Raw genomic sequence first — 14,342 nt, 5'->3', positions numbered from 1 at the left:
CCCTTTCCGGCCCCCGGCCGCGGCGCCCCGGGGCGCCGCGGCCGGCCCTCAGCTCTCGCTGCTGAGGGCCCAGATGTTCGCACCGGGCGCCGAGACGGCGTACGCGTCGATCTCCGCCAGCTCCTCGTCGGTCAGCTCCGGGCCCCGCACCGCCGCCACGTTCGCCTCCAGCTGTGCCACACTGCTCGCGCCGATCAGCGCCGACGTCATCCGCGGATCCCGCAGCACCCAGCTCAGCGCGAGCTGGGCCAGGGTCTGGCCGCGCCGCCCGGCGACGGCGTCCAGGGCGCGCAGCCGCCCGACGACCTCCTGCGTCAGCAGGCCCGGGTCCAGGGAGGTGCCCCGGGCCGCGCGGGAGTCCTCCGGGACGCCGCCCAGGTACTTGTCGGTGAGCAGCCCCTGGGCCAGCGGGGCGAAGGAGATGCAGCCCATGCCCTCCGCCTCCAGGGTGTCCAGCAGGCGGTCGTCCTCCGTCCAGCGGTTGATCATGGAGTAGGACGGCTGGTGGATCAGCGGCCGCACCCCCATCTCGCGCAGGATCCGCGCCGCCTCGCGCGTGCGCCGCGCGCTGTAGGAGGAGACGCCCACGTACAGCGCCTTGCCCTGGTGGACGGCGGACGCCAGCGCGCCCATCGTCTCCTCCAGGGGCGTGTCGGGGTCGTGGCGGTGGGAGTAGAAGACGTCGACGTACTCCAGGCCCGTCCGCCTCAGCGAGGCGTCCAGGGAGGACAGCAGGTACTTGCGCGATCCCCACTCGCCGTACGGGCCGGGGTGCATCCGGTAGCCCGCCTTGGTGGAGATCACCAGCTCGTCGCGGTAGGGGCGGAAGTCCCGGGCGAGCAGGCGGCCGAAGTCGGCCTCGGCCGCTCCGGGGGGCGGGCCGTAGTTGTTGGCCAGGTCGAAGTGGGTGACGCCCAGGTCGAAGGCGCGGCGCAGGATCGCCCGCTGGGTGTCCAGCGGCCTGTCGTCGCCGAAGTTGTGCCACAGGCCCAGGGAGATCTCCGGGAGCAGCAGTCCGCTGCGGCCGGTGCGGCGATAGCGCATGGTGTCGTAGCGGGAGCCGTCCGGGCGGTACGGGGACGCGTCGTTCATGGGTCCCTGCCTATCACTGTCTTATCGCCGTTCTGTGACATTCCCGGCTCGTGCGCCGCACGGCGGCGCAGTAAGGTGCTGAGGGCCTGTCCGTACCGGTCTTCGCGGCCCGCCCCGGCCGGGCGGCCCGAACCCGGTCCGGGTTCCGCACGGCGCCACGGCACCGCGCGGGTACGGCCGGGCGCGAACCGCGGTCTCCCCCACACCCCTCCCGGGTTCGTCCGGGCGGAAGCGCCGTCGGCGGGGAGGAGCCGGAGAGACCGGGGAGACCCGGATGAGGGGCCACAGGGTGTCGCGGGCCGATCCGCGAAGACGCGACCGGACAGGACCTGGCGCTCGGGACCTGCATGGAGGGGCTGAACAAACCGATGCTGCAATCTTCCCGGGGACGCACCCGGTATCCCCGGTGGCTGCGCCGCCTGGTCTACAGGCTCTACGCCCACCGGGTGGAAGGGCGTCTCGACCACGAGCAGGTGCCCAAGCACATCGGCGTCATCCTCGACGGCAACCGCCGCTGGGCGCGGGCCTCCGGAGGCACGACCGAGCAGGGCCACCAGGCGGGGGCCGAGAAGATCCGCGAGATGCTGGGCTGGTGCGCCGAGACGGACGTCGAGGTGGTCACCCTGTGGCTGCTGTCCACCGACAACCTCAGCCGGCCGGCCGAGGAGCTCAGGCCGCTGCTGGGCATCATCGAGGACGCGGTGCGCGACCTGGCCTCGGACGGCCGCTGGCGGGTGCACCACGTCGGTACGCCCGACCTGCTGCCCGACCACACCCAGCGCGTGCTGAAGGAGGCCGAGGAGAGCACCCGGGGCAACCGGGGGATCCTCGTCAACGTCGCCGTGGGCTACGGCGGCCGGCAGGAGATCGTGGACGCGGTGCGCTCCCTGCTCGCCGACCGGGCCGCGCGGGGCGCGACCCTGGAGGAGCTCGCGGAGGACCTCGCCCTGGAGGACATCGCCGAGCACCTGTACACGCGCGGGCAGCCCGACCCGGACCTGGTGATCCGCACCAGCGGCGAGCAGCGGCTGTCGGGCTTCATGCTCTGGCAGAGCGCCCACTCGGAGTACTACTTCTGCGACGTGTTCTGGCCCGCCTTCCGGAAGGTGGACTTCCTGCGCGCCCTGCGCGACTACGCGGCCCGCCACCGCCGCTACGGGGGCTGACGGACGCGAGACCGGCCGCGGCCGGTGTCCCCCTCACGGGGGATACCGGCCGTTCATCGCACCGTAGGCATATGCCGGGGCATGGGGGCGGTCCCGGCAGGGAATATCCCCTCCAGGCCGGCTCCCGACGCAGGGAGGCGGCCCCGGGAGGCCCTTTGCACACCACGGACGACCGTGCGGGCAGACGCACGCGAGGACGCGGAGGGCCGGTGCCCGGCCCGTGCACGGGACCGGAGCCCGGCCTCATCCCCCGCGACGCCGTCGCACCCCGACCTCTTCCGAGGGGGTAGGTCCATCCGTGGTGACCAGCACCAAGCGCCGGGAAGACCGGCGCACCTACGTCATCGACACCAGCGTCCTGCTCGCCGATCCGGCGGCCATGACCCGCTTCGACGAGCACGAGGTCGTGCTCCCGGTGGTCGTGGTAACGGAGTTGGAGGCCAAGCGCCACCATCCGGAGCTGGGCTACTTCGCCCGCCAGGCACTCAGGCGGCTGGACGAGTACCGCGTACTGCACGGGCGGCTGGACGCACCGATCCCGATCGGCGAGCTGGGCGGCACGCTCAGGGTCGAGCTCAACCACTCGGATCCGGCCGTGCTGCCCTCCACCATGCGCGGCGACCACGGCAGGCCGCTCGACAACGACTCGCGCATCCTGGCGGTGGCCAGGAACCTCCAGGCCGAGGGGTACGACGTCACGGTCGTCTCCAAGGACCTGCCGCTGCGCATCAAGGCGTCCTCCGTCGGCCTGCTGGCCGAGGAGTACCGGGCCGAGCTGGCCGTCACCGAGTCCGGCTGGACGGGGATGACCGAGCTGACCCTGGCGGCCGAGGACGTGGACGAACTCTTCGCCGCGGAGAGCGTGTACGTGCCCGAGGCCGCCGAACTGCCCGTGCACACCGGTCTGGTCCTGCAGTCCGAGCGCGGCAGGGCCCTGGGCAGGATCACGCCCGAGGGGCGGATCGGACTGGTGCGCGGGGACCGCGAGGCGTTCGGCATCCACGGGCGCAGCGCCGAGCAGCGCATCGCCCTGGACCTGCTGCTCGACCCGGAGGTCGGCATCGTCTCGATGGGCGGCCGGGCCGGCACCGGCAAGTCCGCGCTGGCGCTGTGCGCGGGCCTGGAGGCCGTGCTGGAGAGACGGCAGCACAGCAAGGTGATGGTGTTCCGGCCGCTGTACGCGGTCGGCGGCCAGGACCTGGGCTATCTGCCGGGCACCGCCGACGAGAAGATGAACCCCTGGGCGCAGGCGGTCTTCGACACCCTCTCGGCGGTGACGATGCGCGAGGTGGTCGAGGAGATCACGGCCCGCGGCATGCTGGAGGTGCTGCCGCTCACGCACATCCGCGGCCGCTCCCTGCACGACGCCTTCGTGATCGTCGACGAGGCCCAGTCGCTCGAGCGGAACGTGCTGCTGACGGTCCTTTCGAGGATCGGGCAGGGCTCACGGGTCGTCCTCACCCACGACGTCGCCCAGCGCGACAACCTGCGCGTGGGGCGGTACGACGGGGTGGCCGCGGTGGTCGAACGGCTCAAGGGCCACCCGCTCTTCGCGCACATCACCCTCACCCGGTCCGAGCGGTCGCCCATCGCGGCGCTGGTGACCGAGATGCTGGAGGACGGCCGGATCTGAGCCGGCCGTCGAACGGCCCCGCGCGGCGAAGCGCAGCAGCCTAGCCGTGCGGGGCTTTTCGCGCGCCCTTTCCTTCCAACCGGTGCGCGAAACGGGGTGTGAGCTTTCCCACGTGTCACAGAATTGCATCCACCGTTCCGTCTCCGGCAGTGTGTGGGTCCTGTCAGGCCCCGCATACGGCACCCAGGCACCATCCGCACCACCCGGCGCGGATCCACAAGTCAACAGCAGCGCGCCGTATGCCGCCCGAAGCACCATGCGGCCCCTCCTCCCCGGGAAGGGCCCGGCCGGGCCAGCGCCTCCCGTGGCCAGTACTTGGGGAGGCCCGTGCCAGGGGCACGATTGCGCCCGCGAGGTCACCTAAGCGGGCAGTGTGGAAGGAAACCGTGTGACTCGGATCTCGGTCCGGGGGTTCGCAGTGGCGTCCGCCACCGCGGTCACCACCGTCGGCGCCGTCGTCGGTGTGGCCTCGGGCAGTGAGCAGGGAACGGCCGAGCCGGTCGAGGCCACTGCCGCTGACGCGACGCTCCTCGCAGACATACCCGCAGGCCAGCAGGCCCAGACCGCTTCCCTCACACAGCAGGCGGACAACGCCGCCGCCGCCGCCGACGCCGCGGCGAAGAAGGCTGCCGAGGAGGCCGCCCGCAAGCAGGCGGCCAAGGACGCCCAGGCCAAGAGGGAGGCGGCCGAGAAGGCCGCCAAGGCCGCCGAGGAGGCGAAGAAGCGGGAGGCCAGGCAGCAGGCCGCCAGCCGCTCCGCGGAGCGCACCGACTTCGCGGTGCAGAGCTCCTACAGCGTCGCCGAGGTCAAGGCGATGGCCCAGCAGATCGTGGGCGCCGGCCAGTTCCAGTGCTTCTCCAACATCGTCGAGCGCGAGAGCGGCTGGAACTACAAGGCCCAGAACCCCTCCTCCGGCGCGTACGGCCTCGTCCAGGCGCTGCCGGGTTCCAAGATGGCCTCGGCCGGAGCCGACTGGCAGACCAACCCGGCCACCCAGATCAAGTGGGGCCTGAACTACATGAACGAGCGCTACGGCAGCCCCTGCGGCGCCTGGGACTTCTGGCAGGCCAACCACTGGTACTGAGCCTCCGTGCCGAGCCGCCCAGCGGCCGTTCCGGCTTCCGCTCACGAACCCCCCGCCCACCGGCGGGGGGTTTGGCATGTCGCCCGAGGAGCAACCCTTTACCCCGGTAGCGTCGTCCCCAGATGGGACGGACCGATACGGCGGACACGCCGGATCGGGGTGAACGGGCCATACTGGGTCCGGTCGGACAGAACACCGGGGGGCGAAGGAAGCGGCATGTCGAGACTTCGGAGTCTTAAGGCGGGGGTGTCGCGTGCCGCCACCCGGCTGTCCGAGCGGCTGGCACGCGCCGAGGAGGAAGACGGCGCCGACAGGCCGGCGCCGCCCGCGGCCCCCGCCGGGCCGCCTCCGGACGATCCGGGCCCCGCACCCTTCCGGCTGGCTCCGCCCCCGCCCGAGACCATGGTGCCGTGGGGGGTGAGGGTGGCGGCCGAGGCCGGCTGGCGGCTGCTGATCCTGGCCGGGGTCATCTACGTGCTGATGAAGGTGATCAGCACCATCAGCCTGGTCGTCCTCGCCTTCACCATCGGCCTGCTGCTGACCGCGCTGCTCCAGCCCACGGCCGCCTGGCTGCGGCGGCTGGGGATAGGACGCGGGCCGGCCGCCGCGATCACCTTCGTGACGGGCGTGGCGATGGTGGGCCTGGTGGGCTGGTTCGTGGTCTGGCAGGTCCTGGAGAACCTCGACGACCTCACCCGGCAGGTGCAGGACGGCATCGAGGAGTTGAAGACCTGGCTGCTCAACAGCCCCTTCCACGTCACCGAGGCGCAGATCAACAACATCGCCGACGGTCTCAACGACTGGCTCGGCAGCAACAGCCAGGAGATCACCAGCGCGGGGCTCCAGGGCGTGACCGTGGTCCTGGAGTTCTTCTCCGGCGCGCTGCTGGCGATGTTCGTGACGATCTTCCTGCTCTACGACGGCCGGACGGTGTGGAACTGGTCGCTCAACTTCGTGCCCCTGGCCGCTCGCGACGCCGTCGCGAGCGCCGGGCCCAAGGCGTGGATGACGCTCACCAGCTATGTGCGCGGCACGGTGCTGGTGGCCTTCATCGACGGCTTCTTCATCGGCGTCGGGCTGTACTTCCTGGACGTGCCGATGGCCGTGCCGCTGGCCGTGATCATCTTCCTGTTCTCCTTCGTCCCCATCGTCGGTGCGGTGGTCTCCGGAGCGCTGGCGGTGGTCGTTGCGTTCGTGGCCAACGGCGTGGTGTCCGCCCTGCTCGTCCTGGCGGTCGTGCTGGCCGTGCAGCAGTTGGAGGGGCATGTGCTCCAGCCGCTCATCCTCGGCCGGCTGGTGCGGGTGCACCCCCTCGGCGTGGTGCTGGCGGTGACCGGGGGCAGTCTGATCGCGGGCATCCCCGGCGCGGTGACGGCGGTTCCGCTGGTGGCGGTGCTCAAGTCCGTCGTCGCCTCCCTGCGGTCGTACGCCGCGGGCCACAGCGTGCCCGCCGGCACCGCCGATCCGTCGTCGGCCGCGCCGCCGCCCGCCGTCAAGGCCCCCGAGTCGCCCAAGTCGCCCGGAGCGGCGCCGCCTCCGCGGCCGGGGGAGGGCGGGGAGTCCGCCGGCCCGCCGCGGAACGGAGGGCGTTAGACCGTCCCGAAGCGCACCGAGCGCACGACTTCCGTCCCGGGCCCCGCCGCACGGCGGGGCCCGGGACGTTTCCGCACCCCCCTTCCGCAAGGGCGCGGCGCCACGATAAAGTGATATCACTTTGCTAGAGAACTTCTCATGGAAACGGGGGACCGCCATGTCCGTTGAGACCGCGCAGACCGCCAAGGACCTTCCCGAGATGCCCGCCCCGCAGGTACGCGAGAGGCCCGCGCACTCCGTCCCCGGCGGACTCGCCCTGCTGCTGGGCCTGCTGGGGCTGCTGGCCGGAGCAGGCGCAGTGGTCGGGGGAGCCGGGCTCGTGGAGGGCGGTACGGGCGGCGCCGGGGCGGCGCTGATCGTCGCCGGGGTGCTGCTGGTGATCGGCTCGGTCTTCGCGATGGCCGGGCTCAACATGGTCGCGCCGGGGGAGGCCCGGGTCGTCCAGCTCTTCGGGCGCTACACCGGCACCATCCGCAAGGACGGCCTGCGCTGGGTGAACCCGTTGACCACCCGCAAGAAGGTCTCCACCCGGGTGCGCAACCACGAGACGGCGATCCTCAAGGTCAACGACGCCTACGGCAACCCGGTCGAACTGGCGGCCGTCGTCGTCTGGCAGGTGGAGGACACCGCCCAGGCCACCTTCGAGGTGGACGACTTCGTGGAGTTCGTCTCCACCCAGACCGAGGCGGCCGTGCGGCACATCGCCATCGAGTACCCCTACGACGCCTACGACGAGAACGGTCTGTCGCTTCGCGGCAACGCCGAGGAGATCACCGAGAAGCTCGCCGTCGAGCTGACCGCCCGGGTGCGGGCGGCGGGCGTGCGGATAGTCGAGTCGCGCTTCACGCACCTGGCGTACGCCCCCGAGATCGCCGCCGCCATGCTCCAGCGCCAGCAGGCGGGCGCGGTGGTCGCGGCGCGCCGGACCATCGTGGAGGGGGCGTGCGGCATGGTCGAGGAAGCAGTGGAGCGGATCGCCTCACGGGACTTCGTCGAGCTGGACGGGGAGCGCAAGGCCGCCATGGTGAGCAATCTACTGGTGGTGCTCTGCGGCGACCGCTCCCCGCAGCCGGTCCTCAACACGGGGTCGCTCTACCAGTGAGCGCCCGGCCGGAGGGGTCGCCGGAGGACGGCGGCCCCGAGCAGGAGCGGCGGCAGCGGGCCCGGCGCGAACGCCGCCAGGTGCTGCTGCGGCTGGATCCCGCCGTCCACGACGCGCTCGCGAAATGGGCGGCGGACGAACTGCGCAGCACCAATGCCCAGATCGACTACCTGCTGCGCAGGGCCCTGGCCGAGGCGGGACGCATGCCCCGCGACGCACGCCCCCAGCCGCGCCGGGGCCGCCCGCCGCGCTCGGAGGGATAGCCCGCAACCCCCGCCCCAGCCCACGCCGGACCCGGTCCGGGCTGGGGCGGGGGCGTATGCGCCGCACGTATACATCGTGTGTATACGCATGGTGTACAGTCGTCGGCATGTCCATAGGCCACACCCTGCTGGCACTTCTCGAAACCGGGCCCCGCCACGGCTACGACCTCAAGCGCGCCTTCGACGAGCGCTTCGGTCACGACCGCCCGCTCCACTACGGGCAGGTCTACTCGACCATGTCCCGGCTGCTGAAGAACGGCCTGGTGGAGGTCGAGGGCATCGAGCCCGGCGAGGGCCCCGAGCGCAAGCGCTACGCCATCACCGACGCCGGGATCACCGACGTCGCCGGATGGCTCGGCCGGCCCGAGAAGCCCGAGCCGTACCTCCAGTCCACCCTCTACACCAAGGTCGTCCTCGCCCTGCTGACCGGGCGCGACGCGGGGGAGTTGCTGGACGTCCAGCGTTCCGAACACCTGCGCCTGATGCGGGAGCTGACGCAGCGCAAGAGAATCGGCGATCTGGCCGACCAGCTCATCTGCGACCACGCACTGTTCCACCTCGAAGCCGATCTGCGCTGGCTGGAACTGACCGCCGCGCGCCTCGGCCAACTCGCCCAGGAGGTACGCGGATGACCACCGCCGACCCGCTGCTGAGCGCCGCCGGACTGCGCAAGTCCTACGGCCCCACCCCCGCCCTGGACGGCGCGGACTTCACCGCCGGCCCCGGAGAGGTCGTCGCCGTGATGGGCCCCTCCGGCTCCGGCAAGTCCACCCTGCTGCACTGCCTGGCCGGGATCATCCGGCCCGACTCCGGCACCGTCCACTACCGGGGCCGTGAGCTGTCGGCCATGTCCGACGCCGAACGCAGCGCCCTGCGCCGTTCGGAGTTCGGCTTCATCTTCCAGTTCGGCCAGCTCGTGCCCGAACTGACCTGCACCGAGAACGTCGCCCTGCCGCTGCGGCTGACCGGCATGGGCCGCAGGGAGGCCGAGAAGCGGGCCGCCGGGTGGCTGGAGCGGCTGGAGGTGGACGATGTGCGCCACCACCGCCCCGGACAGGTCTCCGGCGGCCAGGGGCAGCGCGTCGCCGTCGCCCGGGCCCTGGTCACCGGGCCGCGCGTGATCTTCGCCGACGAGCCGACCGGCGCGCTGGACTCCCTCAACGGCGAGCGGGTGATGCAGCTGCTGACCGACGCCGCGCGCGACACCGGCGCGGCCGTCATGCTGGTCACCCACGAGGCCCGGGTCGCCGCGTACTCCGACCGCGAGATCGTCGTCCGCGACGGCAGGGTGCGCGACATGGCGAGCGCCCTGTGAGCACACTGGACTCCAGGACGCCGCAGGCGCCCCCCGCACCGGAGCCCGCCCCCGAGCCCGCACCGCCCACCGGCCCCGGGGGAGCGGCCCGTTGGGCGGCCGACCTGGCGATGGGCGCCCGCTTCGCGCTCACCGGAGGCCGCGAGAGCTGGATACGCACCGTGCTCACGGCCGTCGGCGTCGGCCTCGGCGTCGCCGTGCTGATGGTCGCGGCCTCCGTGCCGAACATGCTGGGGGCCCGCGAGGCGCGCGGGGAGGCCCGGGAGAACTTCGGCTTCGGCCCCGTCGAGCGTTCCGACCGCAGCGCCCTCTACACCTGGAGCGACACCGAGTTCCGCGGCGAGGGCATCCGCGGCCGGTACATCGAGCCGGAGGGGGGCAACCCGCCGGTGCCGCCGGGCGTGGAGCGGCTGCCCGGCCCCGGCGAGATGCTCGTCTCACCGGCGCTGGGGGAACTACTCGCCTCCCCGGAGGGGGAGCTCCTCAGGGAGCGTCTCTCCCAGCGGGTCGTCGGCACCATCGGCGACGAGGGCCTGCTCGGCCCGAGGGAACTCACCTTCCTGGCGGGCAGCGACACCCTCTCCGACCTCCCGGACAGCGCGATGCGGATCGACCGCTTCGACGAGGTCGGCGAGCCGGAGCCGTTGGACGCCGTACTGCTGCTGCTGGTGGTCGTCGTCTGCGTGGTGCTGCTGTTCCCGGTCTGGGTGTTCATCGCCACCTCGGTGCGCTTCGGCGGTGAACGCCGCGACCGCCGGCTGGCCGCGCTGCGCCTGGTCGGCGCCGACAGCCGGATGGTCCGGCGTATCGCGGCCGGCGAGTCGCTGGTCGGCGCGCTCCTCGGACTCGCCGTCGGCGCCGCGCTGCTCCTGCCGGTGCGCGGGCTCATCGGGCGGGCGGAGTTCCTCGGCATCAGCGTCTTTCCCGCCGACGTACAGCCCAGCGCCCCGCTGGTCGCGCTGATCGCGGCGGCCGTACCCGTCTCCGCCGTCGTCGTCACCCTGTTCGCGCTGCGCGGGGTCGCCATCGAACCGCTCGGCGTCGTGCGCGACGCGGGCGTCCGCAGGCGCCGGCTGTGGTGGCGGCTGGTGCCGCCCGGGATCGGGCTGGCGCTGCTCCTGCCACTGGTCGGCGGGATCGACGCGGAGCGGGGGGCGATCGACACCTACCGCATCGCCGCGGGCATCGTGCTGCTGCTGGTCGGTGTCACGACCGTGCTGCCCTGGCTGGTGGAGTGGGTCGTCAACCGGATGCGCGGCGGCCCCCTGGCCTTCCAGCTCGCCGTCCGCCGCCTCCAGCTCGACAGCGGCCCCGGAGCCCGGGCGGTCAGCGGCATCACCGTCGCGGTCGCCGGCGCCATCGCCGTCCAGATGCTGTTCGGCGGGGTCGAGGGCGACTACACGCGGTCCACCGGCCACGACACCTCCCGTGCGGACCTCCGGATCATGCGGGATCTCCGGGACGGGCGCCAGGCATGGGAGCTGACCGGGCGGCTGGAGGACACCCGGGGGGTGGACCGGGTGCTGGGGGCGGCGGTCCTGCACGCCCCGGAGGCCGGGACGGACCCCAACGGCGACCTCTCGTGGACGAGGATCACCGTTGCCGGGTGCGCCACCCTGGAGCAGCTGGCCCGGCTGCGTTCCTGCGAGGAGGGGGACGTCTTCCTCGCGCCGCCGACCGAGGACGGGGCGGAGGAGCCCGGCGCCCGCCCCGGTGCGCGTCTCGACCTGAACATCCCGGCCTACTCGCAGGAGAAGGAGGCGTACGAGTGGACGGGCGAGCCCCGCCCCTGGTCCGTCCCCGCCGACGCCCCCGTGGTCGTGGCCCGGCCGGACGTCATGGGCCGGTACACCGCGGGCGTCCTGGCCACCCCCGGGGCGCTCGACCTCACCCGGGTGACACAGGCCCACGCCGACGTCTCCGTCAAGCTCGACCCCGCCGTGCCGGACGCGGCCGAGCACATCCGCAACGCGGTGGAGACCGGATCCCCCGAAACCCGGGTCATGGCGCTGAGCGCGACCGATCAGTCGGACAGGTTCGCCGCCGTCCAGCGGGCGCTGTACGCGGGGGCGGCCGGGGTGATGCTGCTGATCGGCGCCAGCATGGTCGTCTCCACCCTGGAGCAGCTGCGCGAGCGCAGGAAGCTGCTGTCGGTGCTGGTCGCCTTCGGCACCCGGCGCTCCACGCTGGGCTGGTCGGTGCTGTGGCAGACCGCGCTGCCCGTGGCCCTCGGACTGGCGCTGTCGGTCATCGGCGGGATCGGGCTGGGCACGGTGCTGCTGAAACTGGTCTCCACCCCGGTCACCGTCCACTGGACGAGCCTGGGCGCCATGACGGGCATCGGCGCCGGGGTGGTCCTGCTGGTGACCGTCCTCAGCCTGCCGCCGCTGTGGCGGATGATGCGCCCGGACGGACTGCGCACGGAGTGACCGCCCGCGCGCGGTGCCGGGCGCCGGCCCGCCGCACGACGCCCGTACGGCCCGGACAGGGGGAGGGCCGTACGGGCGTCACGCACCCGCGCGTCCCCGCGGCGGGCCGGAGGGCGGGGCAGAGCGTCAGCGGCGCAGGTCCCGCAGGCGCTTGCCGCGCTCCGCCTTCGCCTCGACACCGCCAAATACCGCCGCGCCGCGCACCACGACCACCGGGGCGTCCGGATCCGCCGACTCCCTGGCCTCCACGTCGTAGCCGCCCATGATCCCGCTGCCCGAGCCGCGCAGGGTCACGTTCTCCGGGACCTTGATCTCGATGCCGCCGAAGACCGCCGTGGCGTTGACGACGAGTTCCCGCCGTTCGAAGAGCGCCTCGGTCAGGTCGATCTCGACCCCGCCGAACAGCGCGAAGGCGTTGGTCCTCGCCCCCACCCGCCGGCGCCCCCTGCGGGAGGCCCCGCCGAAGACCGCGATCACGTTGTCGCCGTCCGCGCCGTGCGCAGCGGACGCCGAGCGGCCCGGGAGGGGGGCCTCCGGGTGCCCGGCCGGCAGGTCGCGCACCAGCGGCCGCAGCTCGCCCATCGTCCTGGCCCGGTACACCGCCTCGATCCGCTCGGCGTGCTCGTCGGCGTCCAGCCGCCCCTCCGCGAGCGCCTCGCGCAGGACCTCCGCCACCCGGTCGCGATCGGCGTCGGAGGCGCGTACGTCCGACCCGGCCGCCGGGGACGCGGCGGGGGGCCGTGCCGTGTGCCGTGCCGCGGACCGCTTGCGCAGGGGGGTCTTCTCGTCCACGCCGCCACCCTAGCGAACGCGATACATCGCGACCAGCCCGCATCGGCCGGGGAGTCCGGCCCGCCGGCTGAGCCGCACCTCACACCGCCGCCACCGGTCCGGGAGTCATACCCTGTGAGGCGCCATCGTCGAGAGGAAGAGACCGTCCATGCCTGCCGACCCCCGCCCGTCCCACGCGGCCGCCTCCCGCCCGGCCTCCGAGGAGTTCGCCTACACCGAGCTCCTCCCCCTGGGCGAGGACACCACCCCCTACCGCCTGGTCACCGCCGAGGGCGTCAGCACCTTCGAGGCGGGCGGGCGCACCTTCCTCAAGGTCGAGCCGGAGGCCCTGCGCAAGCTCGCGGCCGAGGCGATGCACGACATCTCCCACTACCTGCGCCCGGCCCACCTGGCCCAGCTCCGCCGCATCCTGGACGACCCCGAGGCGTCCCCCAACGACCGCTTCGTGGCGCTGGACCTGCTGAAGAACGCCAACATCGCGGCCGCGGGCGTCCTGCCGATGTGCCAGGACACCGGCACCGCGATCGTGATGGGCAAGCGCGGCCAGAACGTGCTGACCGAGGGCGACGACGAGAAGGCCCTGTCCGGCGGCGTCTTCGACGCCTACGACCAGCTGAACCTGCGCTACTCCCAGATGGCCCCGCTGACCATGTGGGAGGAGAGGAACACCGGCACCAACCTGCCCGCGCAGATCGAGCTGTACGCCACCGACGGCGACGCCTACAAGTTCCTGTTCATGGCCAAGGGCGGCGGCAGCGCCAACAAGTCCTTCCTCTACCAGGAGACCAAGGCCGTCCTGAACGAGGGCGCCATGATGCGCTTCCTGGAGGAGAAGATCCGCTCCCTGGGAACGGCCGCCTGCCCGCCGTACCACCTGGCGATCGTCGTCGGCGGCACCTCGGCCGAGTACGCGCTCAAGACCGCCAAGTACGCCTCCGCGCACTACCTGGACTCCCTGCCCACCTCGGGCTCCCCGGCCGGCCACGGCTTCCGCGACCTGGAGCTGGAGGAGAAGGTCTTCGAGCTCACCCAGAAGCTGGGCATCGGCGCCCAGTTCGGCGGCAAGTACTTCTGCCACGACGTGCGCGTCGTCCGCCTGCCCCGCCACGGGGCCTCCTGCCCGGTGGCCATCGCCGTCTCCTGCTCCGCCGACCGCCAGGCACTGGCGAAGATCACCGCCGAGGGCGTCTTCCTGGAGCAGCTGGAGAGGGACCCGGCGCGCTTCCTGCCCGAGACCACCGACGCCGACCTCGACTCGGACGTGGTGAGGATCGACCTCAACCGGCCGATGGACGAGATCCGCGCCGAGCTGTCCAAGTACCCGGTCAAGACCCGGCTGTCGCTGAGCGGCCCGCTGGTCGTCGCCCGCGACATCGCCCACGCCAAGATCAAGGAGCGGCTGGACGCGGGCGAGGAGATGCCGTCCTACCTGCGCGACCACGCCGTGTACTACGCGGGCCCGGCCAAGACCCCGCAGGGCTACGCCTCGGGCTCCTTCGGACCGACCACCGCCGGCCGCATGGACGCCTACGTCGAGCAGTTCCAGGCCGCGGGCGGCTCCTTCGTGATGCTGGCCAAGGGAAACCGCAGCAAGCAGGTCACCGACGCCTGCGCCAGGCACGGCGGTTTCTACCTCGGCTCCATCGGCGGCCCGGCCGCGCGCCTGGCCCAGGACTGCATCAGGAAGGTGGAGGTCCTGGAGTACGAGGAGCTGGGCATGGAGGCGGTCTGGCGGATCGAGGTCGAGGACTTCCCCGCCTTCATCGTCGTCGACGACAAGGGCAACGACTTCTTCACCGACCCCGGCCCGGCCCAGCCGTTCGTCACCTCCATCCCGGTGCGCTCCGCGGACTGACGGCCCGCCCCGGTTAGA

General features: G+C 72.7%; 12 protein-coding genes. 10 read left to right on the top strand and 2 right to left on the bottom strand.

All coding sequences use genetic code 11. The features are described from left to right. Positions 1 to 48: 48 nt before the first annotated feature. Positions 49 to 1,092, bottom strand: a complete 1,044-nt coding sequence (gene mgrA / locus QPK52_RS08965; RefSeq protein WP_410536726.1) for an L-glyceraldehyde 3-phosphate reductase — start codon at positions 1,090 to 1,092, stop codon at positions 49 to 51. A 368-nt stretch (positions 1,093 to 1,460) separates the two neighbouring features. Between mgrA and QPK52_RS08960 the strand changes: the two genes are divergently transcribed. The 9 genes from QPK52_RS08960 to QPK52_RS08920 all read left to right on the top strand — a co-directional run bounded on the left by QPK52_RS08960 (position 1,461) and on the right by QPK52_RS08920 (position 11,677). Continuing rightward, on the top strand, positions 1,461 to 2,258 hold the full coding sequence (locus QPK52_RS08960; protein ID WP_093848148.1) for an isoprenyl transferase: 798 nt from the start codon (positions 1,461 to 1,463) through the stop codon (positions 2,256 to 2,258). A 298-nt stretch (positions 2,259 to 2,556) separates the two neighbouring features. After that, positions 2,557 to 3,891, top strand: a complete 1,335-nt coding sequence (locus QPK52_RS08955) for a PhoH family protein (RefSeq protein WP_410536724.1) — start codon at positions 2,557 to 2,559, stop codon at positions 3,889 to 3,891. A 388-nt stretch (positions 3,892 to 4,279) separates the two neighbouring features. Further along, complete coding sequence (locus QPK52_RS08950) at positions 4,280 to 4,975, top strand: transglycosylase SLT domain-containing protein (RefSeq protein WP_410536723.1); 696 nt, start codon at positions 4,280 to 4,282, stop codon at positions 4,973 to 4,975. A 216-nt stretch (positions 4,976 to 5,191) separates the two neighbouring features. Beyond that, positions 5,192 to 6,568, top strand: coding sequence for an AI-2E family transporter (locus QPK52_RS08945; RefSeq protein WP_410536722.1), 1,377 nt, complete (start codon positions 5,192 to 5,194; stop codon positions 6,566 to 6,568). A 157-nt stretch (positions 6,569 to 6,725) separates the two neighbouring features. Continuing rightward, positions 6,726 to 7,670 (top strand): SPFH domain-containing protein, encoded by a 945-nt coding sequence (locus QPK52_RS08940; RefSeq protein WP_410536721.1) that lies wholly within the window; start codon positions 6,726 to 6,728, stop codon positions 7,668 to 7,670. Then, entirely contained in the window at positions 7,667 to 7,933 is a 267-nt protein-coding gene (locus tag QPK52_RS08935; RefSeq protein ID WP_410536719.1) for a hypothetical protein, read from the top strand. Before QPK52_RS08940 ends, QPK52_RS08935 begins: the two co-directional genes overlap by 4 nt. Positions 7,934 to 8,040: 107 nt before the next feature. Further along, positions 8,041 to 8,565 (top strand): PadR family transcriptional regulator, encoded by a 525-nt coding sequence (locus QPK52_RS08930; protein WP_410536718.1) that lies wholly within the window; start codon positions 8,041 to 8,043, stop codon positions 8,563 to 8,565. Next, positions 8,562 to 9,248, top strand: a complete 687-nt coding sequence (locus tag QPK52_RS08925; RefSeq protein ID WP_410536717.1) for an ABC transporter ATP-binding protein — start codon at positions 8,562 to 8,564, stop codon at positions 9,246 to 9,248. The genes QPK52_RS08930 and QPK52_RS08925 overlap by 4 nt, the downstream gene beginning before the upstream one ends. Then, on the top strand, positions 9,245 to 11,677 hold the full coding sequence (locus QPK52_RS08920) for an ABC transporter permease (RefSeq protein ID WP_410536715.1): 2,433 nt from the start codon (positions 9,245 to 9,247) through the stop codon (positions 11,675 to 11,677). Before QPK52_RS08925 ends, QPK52_RS08920 begins: the two co-directional genes overlap by 4 nt. A gap of 126 nt (positions 11,678 to 11,803) precedes the next feature. On the opposite strand, the gene QPK52_RS08915 is transcribed toward QPK52_RS08920, so the two are convergent. Further along, positions 11,804 to 12,469 carry a DUF1707 domain-containing protein gene (locus QPK52_RS08915; RefSeq protein ID WP_410536714.1) on the bottom strand — a complete coding sequence of 222 codons (666 nt, stop codon included), beginning with the start codon at positions 12,467 to 12,469 and terminating at the stop codon, positions 11,804 to 11,806. A 148-nt stretch (positions 12,470 to 12,617) separates the two neighbouring features. Between QPK52_RS08915 and QPK52_RS08910 the strand changes: the two genes are divergently transcribed. Continuing rightward, entirely contained in the window at positions 12,618 to 14,324 is a 1,707-nt protein-coding gene (locus QPK52_RS08910; RefSeq protein WP_410536712.1) for a fumarate hydratase, read from the top strand. Positions 14,325 to 14,342: the final 18 nt, after the last annotated feature.

Origin of the sequence: Streptomyces sp. KL2, assembly GCF_046529545.1 — a bacterium.
In the GTDB taxonomy this organism is placed as follows: Bacteria; Actinomycetota; Actinomycetes; order Streptomycetales; family Streptomycetaceae; genus Streptomyces; species Streptomyces radiopugnans.
This window is presented reverse-complemented; position numbering and strand designations above follow the sequence as displayed.

What these genes read in the sequence shown, in the direction of transcription:
- QPK52_RS08945 (WP_410536722.1), top strand. Translation starts at nt 5,192, where the DNA reads ATGTCGAGACTTCGGAGTCTTAAGGCGGGGGTGTCGCGTGCCGCCACC.
- QPK52_RS08910 (WP_410536712.1), top strand. Translation starts at nt 12,618, where the DNA reads ATGCCTGCCGACCCCCGCCCGTCCCACGCGGCCGCCTCCCGCCCGGCC.
- mgrA (WP_410536726.1), bottom strand. Translation starts at nt 1,092, where the DNA reads ATGAACGACGCGTCCCCGTACCGCCCGGACGGCTCCCGCTACGACACC.
- QPK52_RS08960 (WP_093848148.1), top strand. Translation starts at nt 1,461, where the DNA reads ATGCTGCAATCTTCCCGGGGACGCACCCGGTATCCCCGGTGGCTGCGC.
- QPK52_RS08930 (WP_410536718.1), top strand. Translation starts at nt 8,041, where the DNA reads ATGTCCATAGGCCACACCCTGCTGGCACTTCTCGAAACCGGGCCCCGC.
- QPK52_RS08940 (WP_410536721.1), top strand. Translation starts at nt 6,726, where the DNA reads ATGTCCGTTGAGACCGCGCAGACCGCCAAGGACCTTCCCGAGATGCCC.
- QPK52_RS08925 (WP_410536717.1), top strand. Translation starts at nt 8,562, where the DNA reads ATGACCACCGCCGACCCGCTGCTGAGCGCCGCCGGACTGCGCAAGTCC.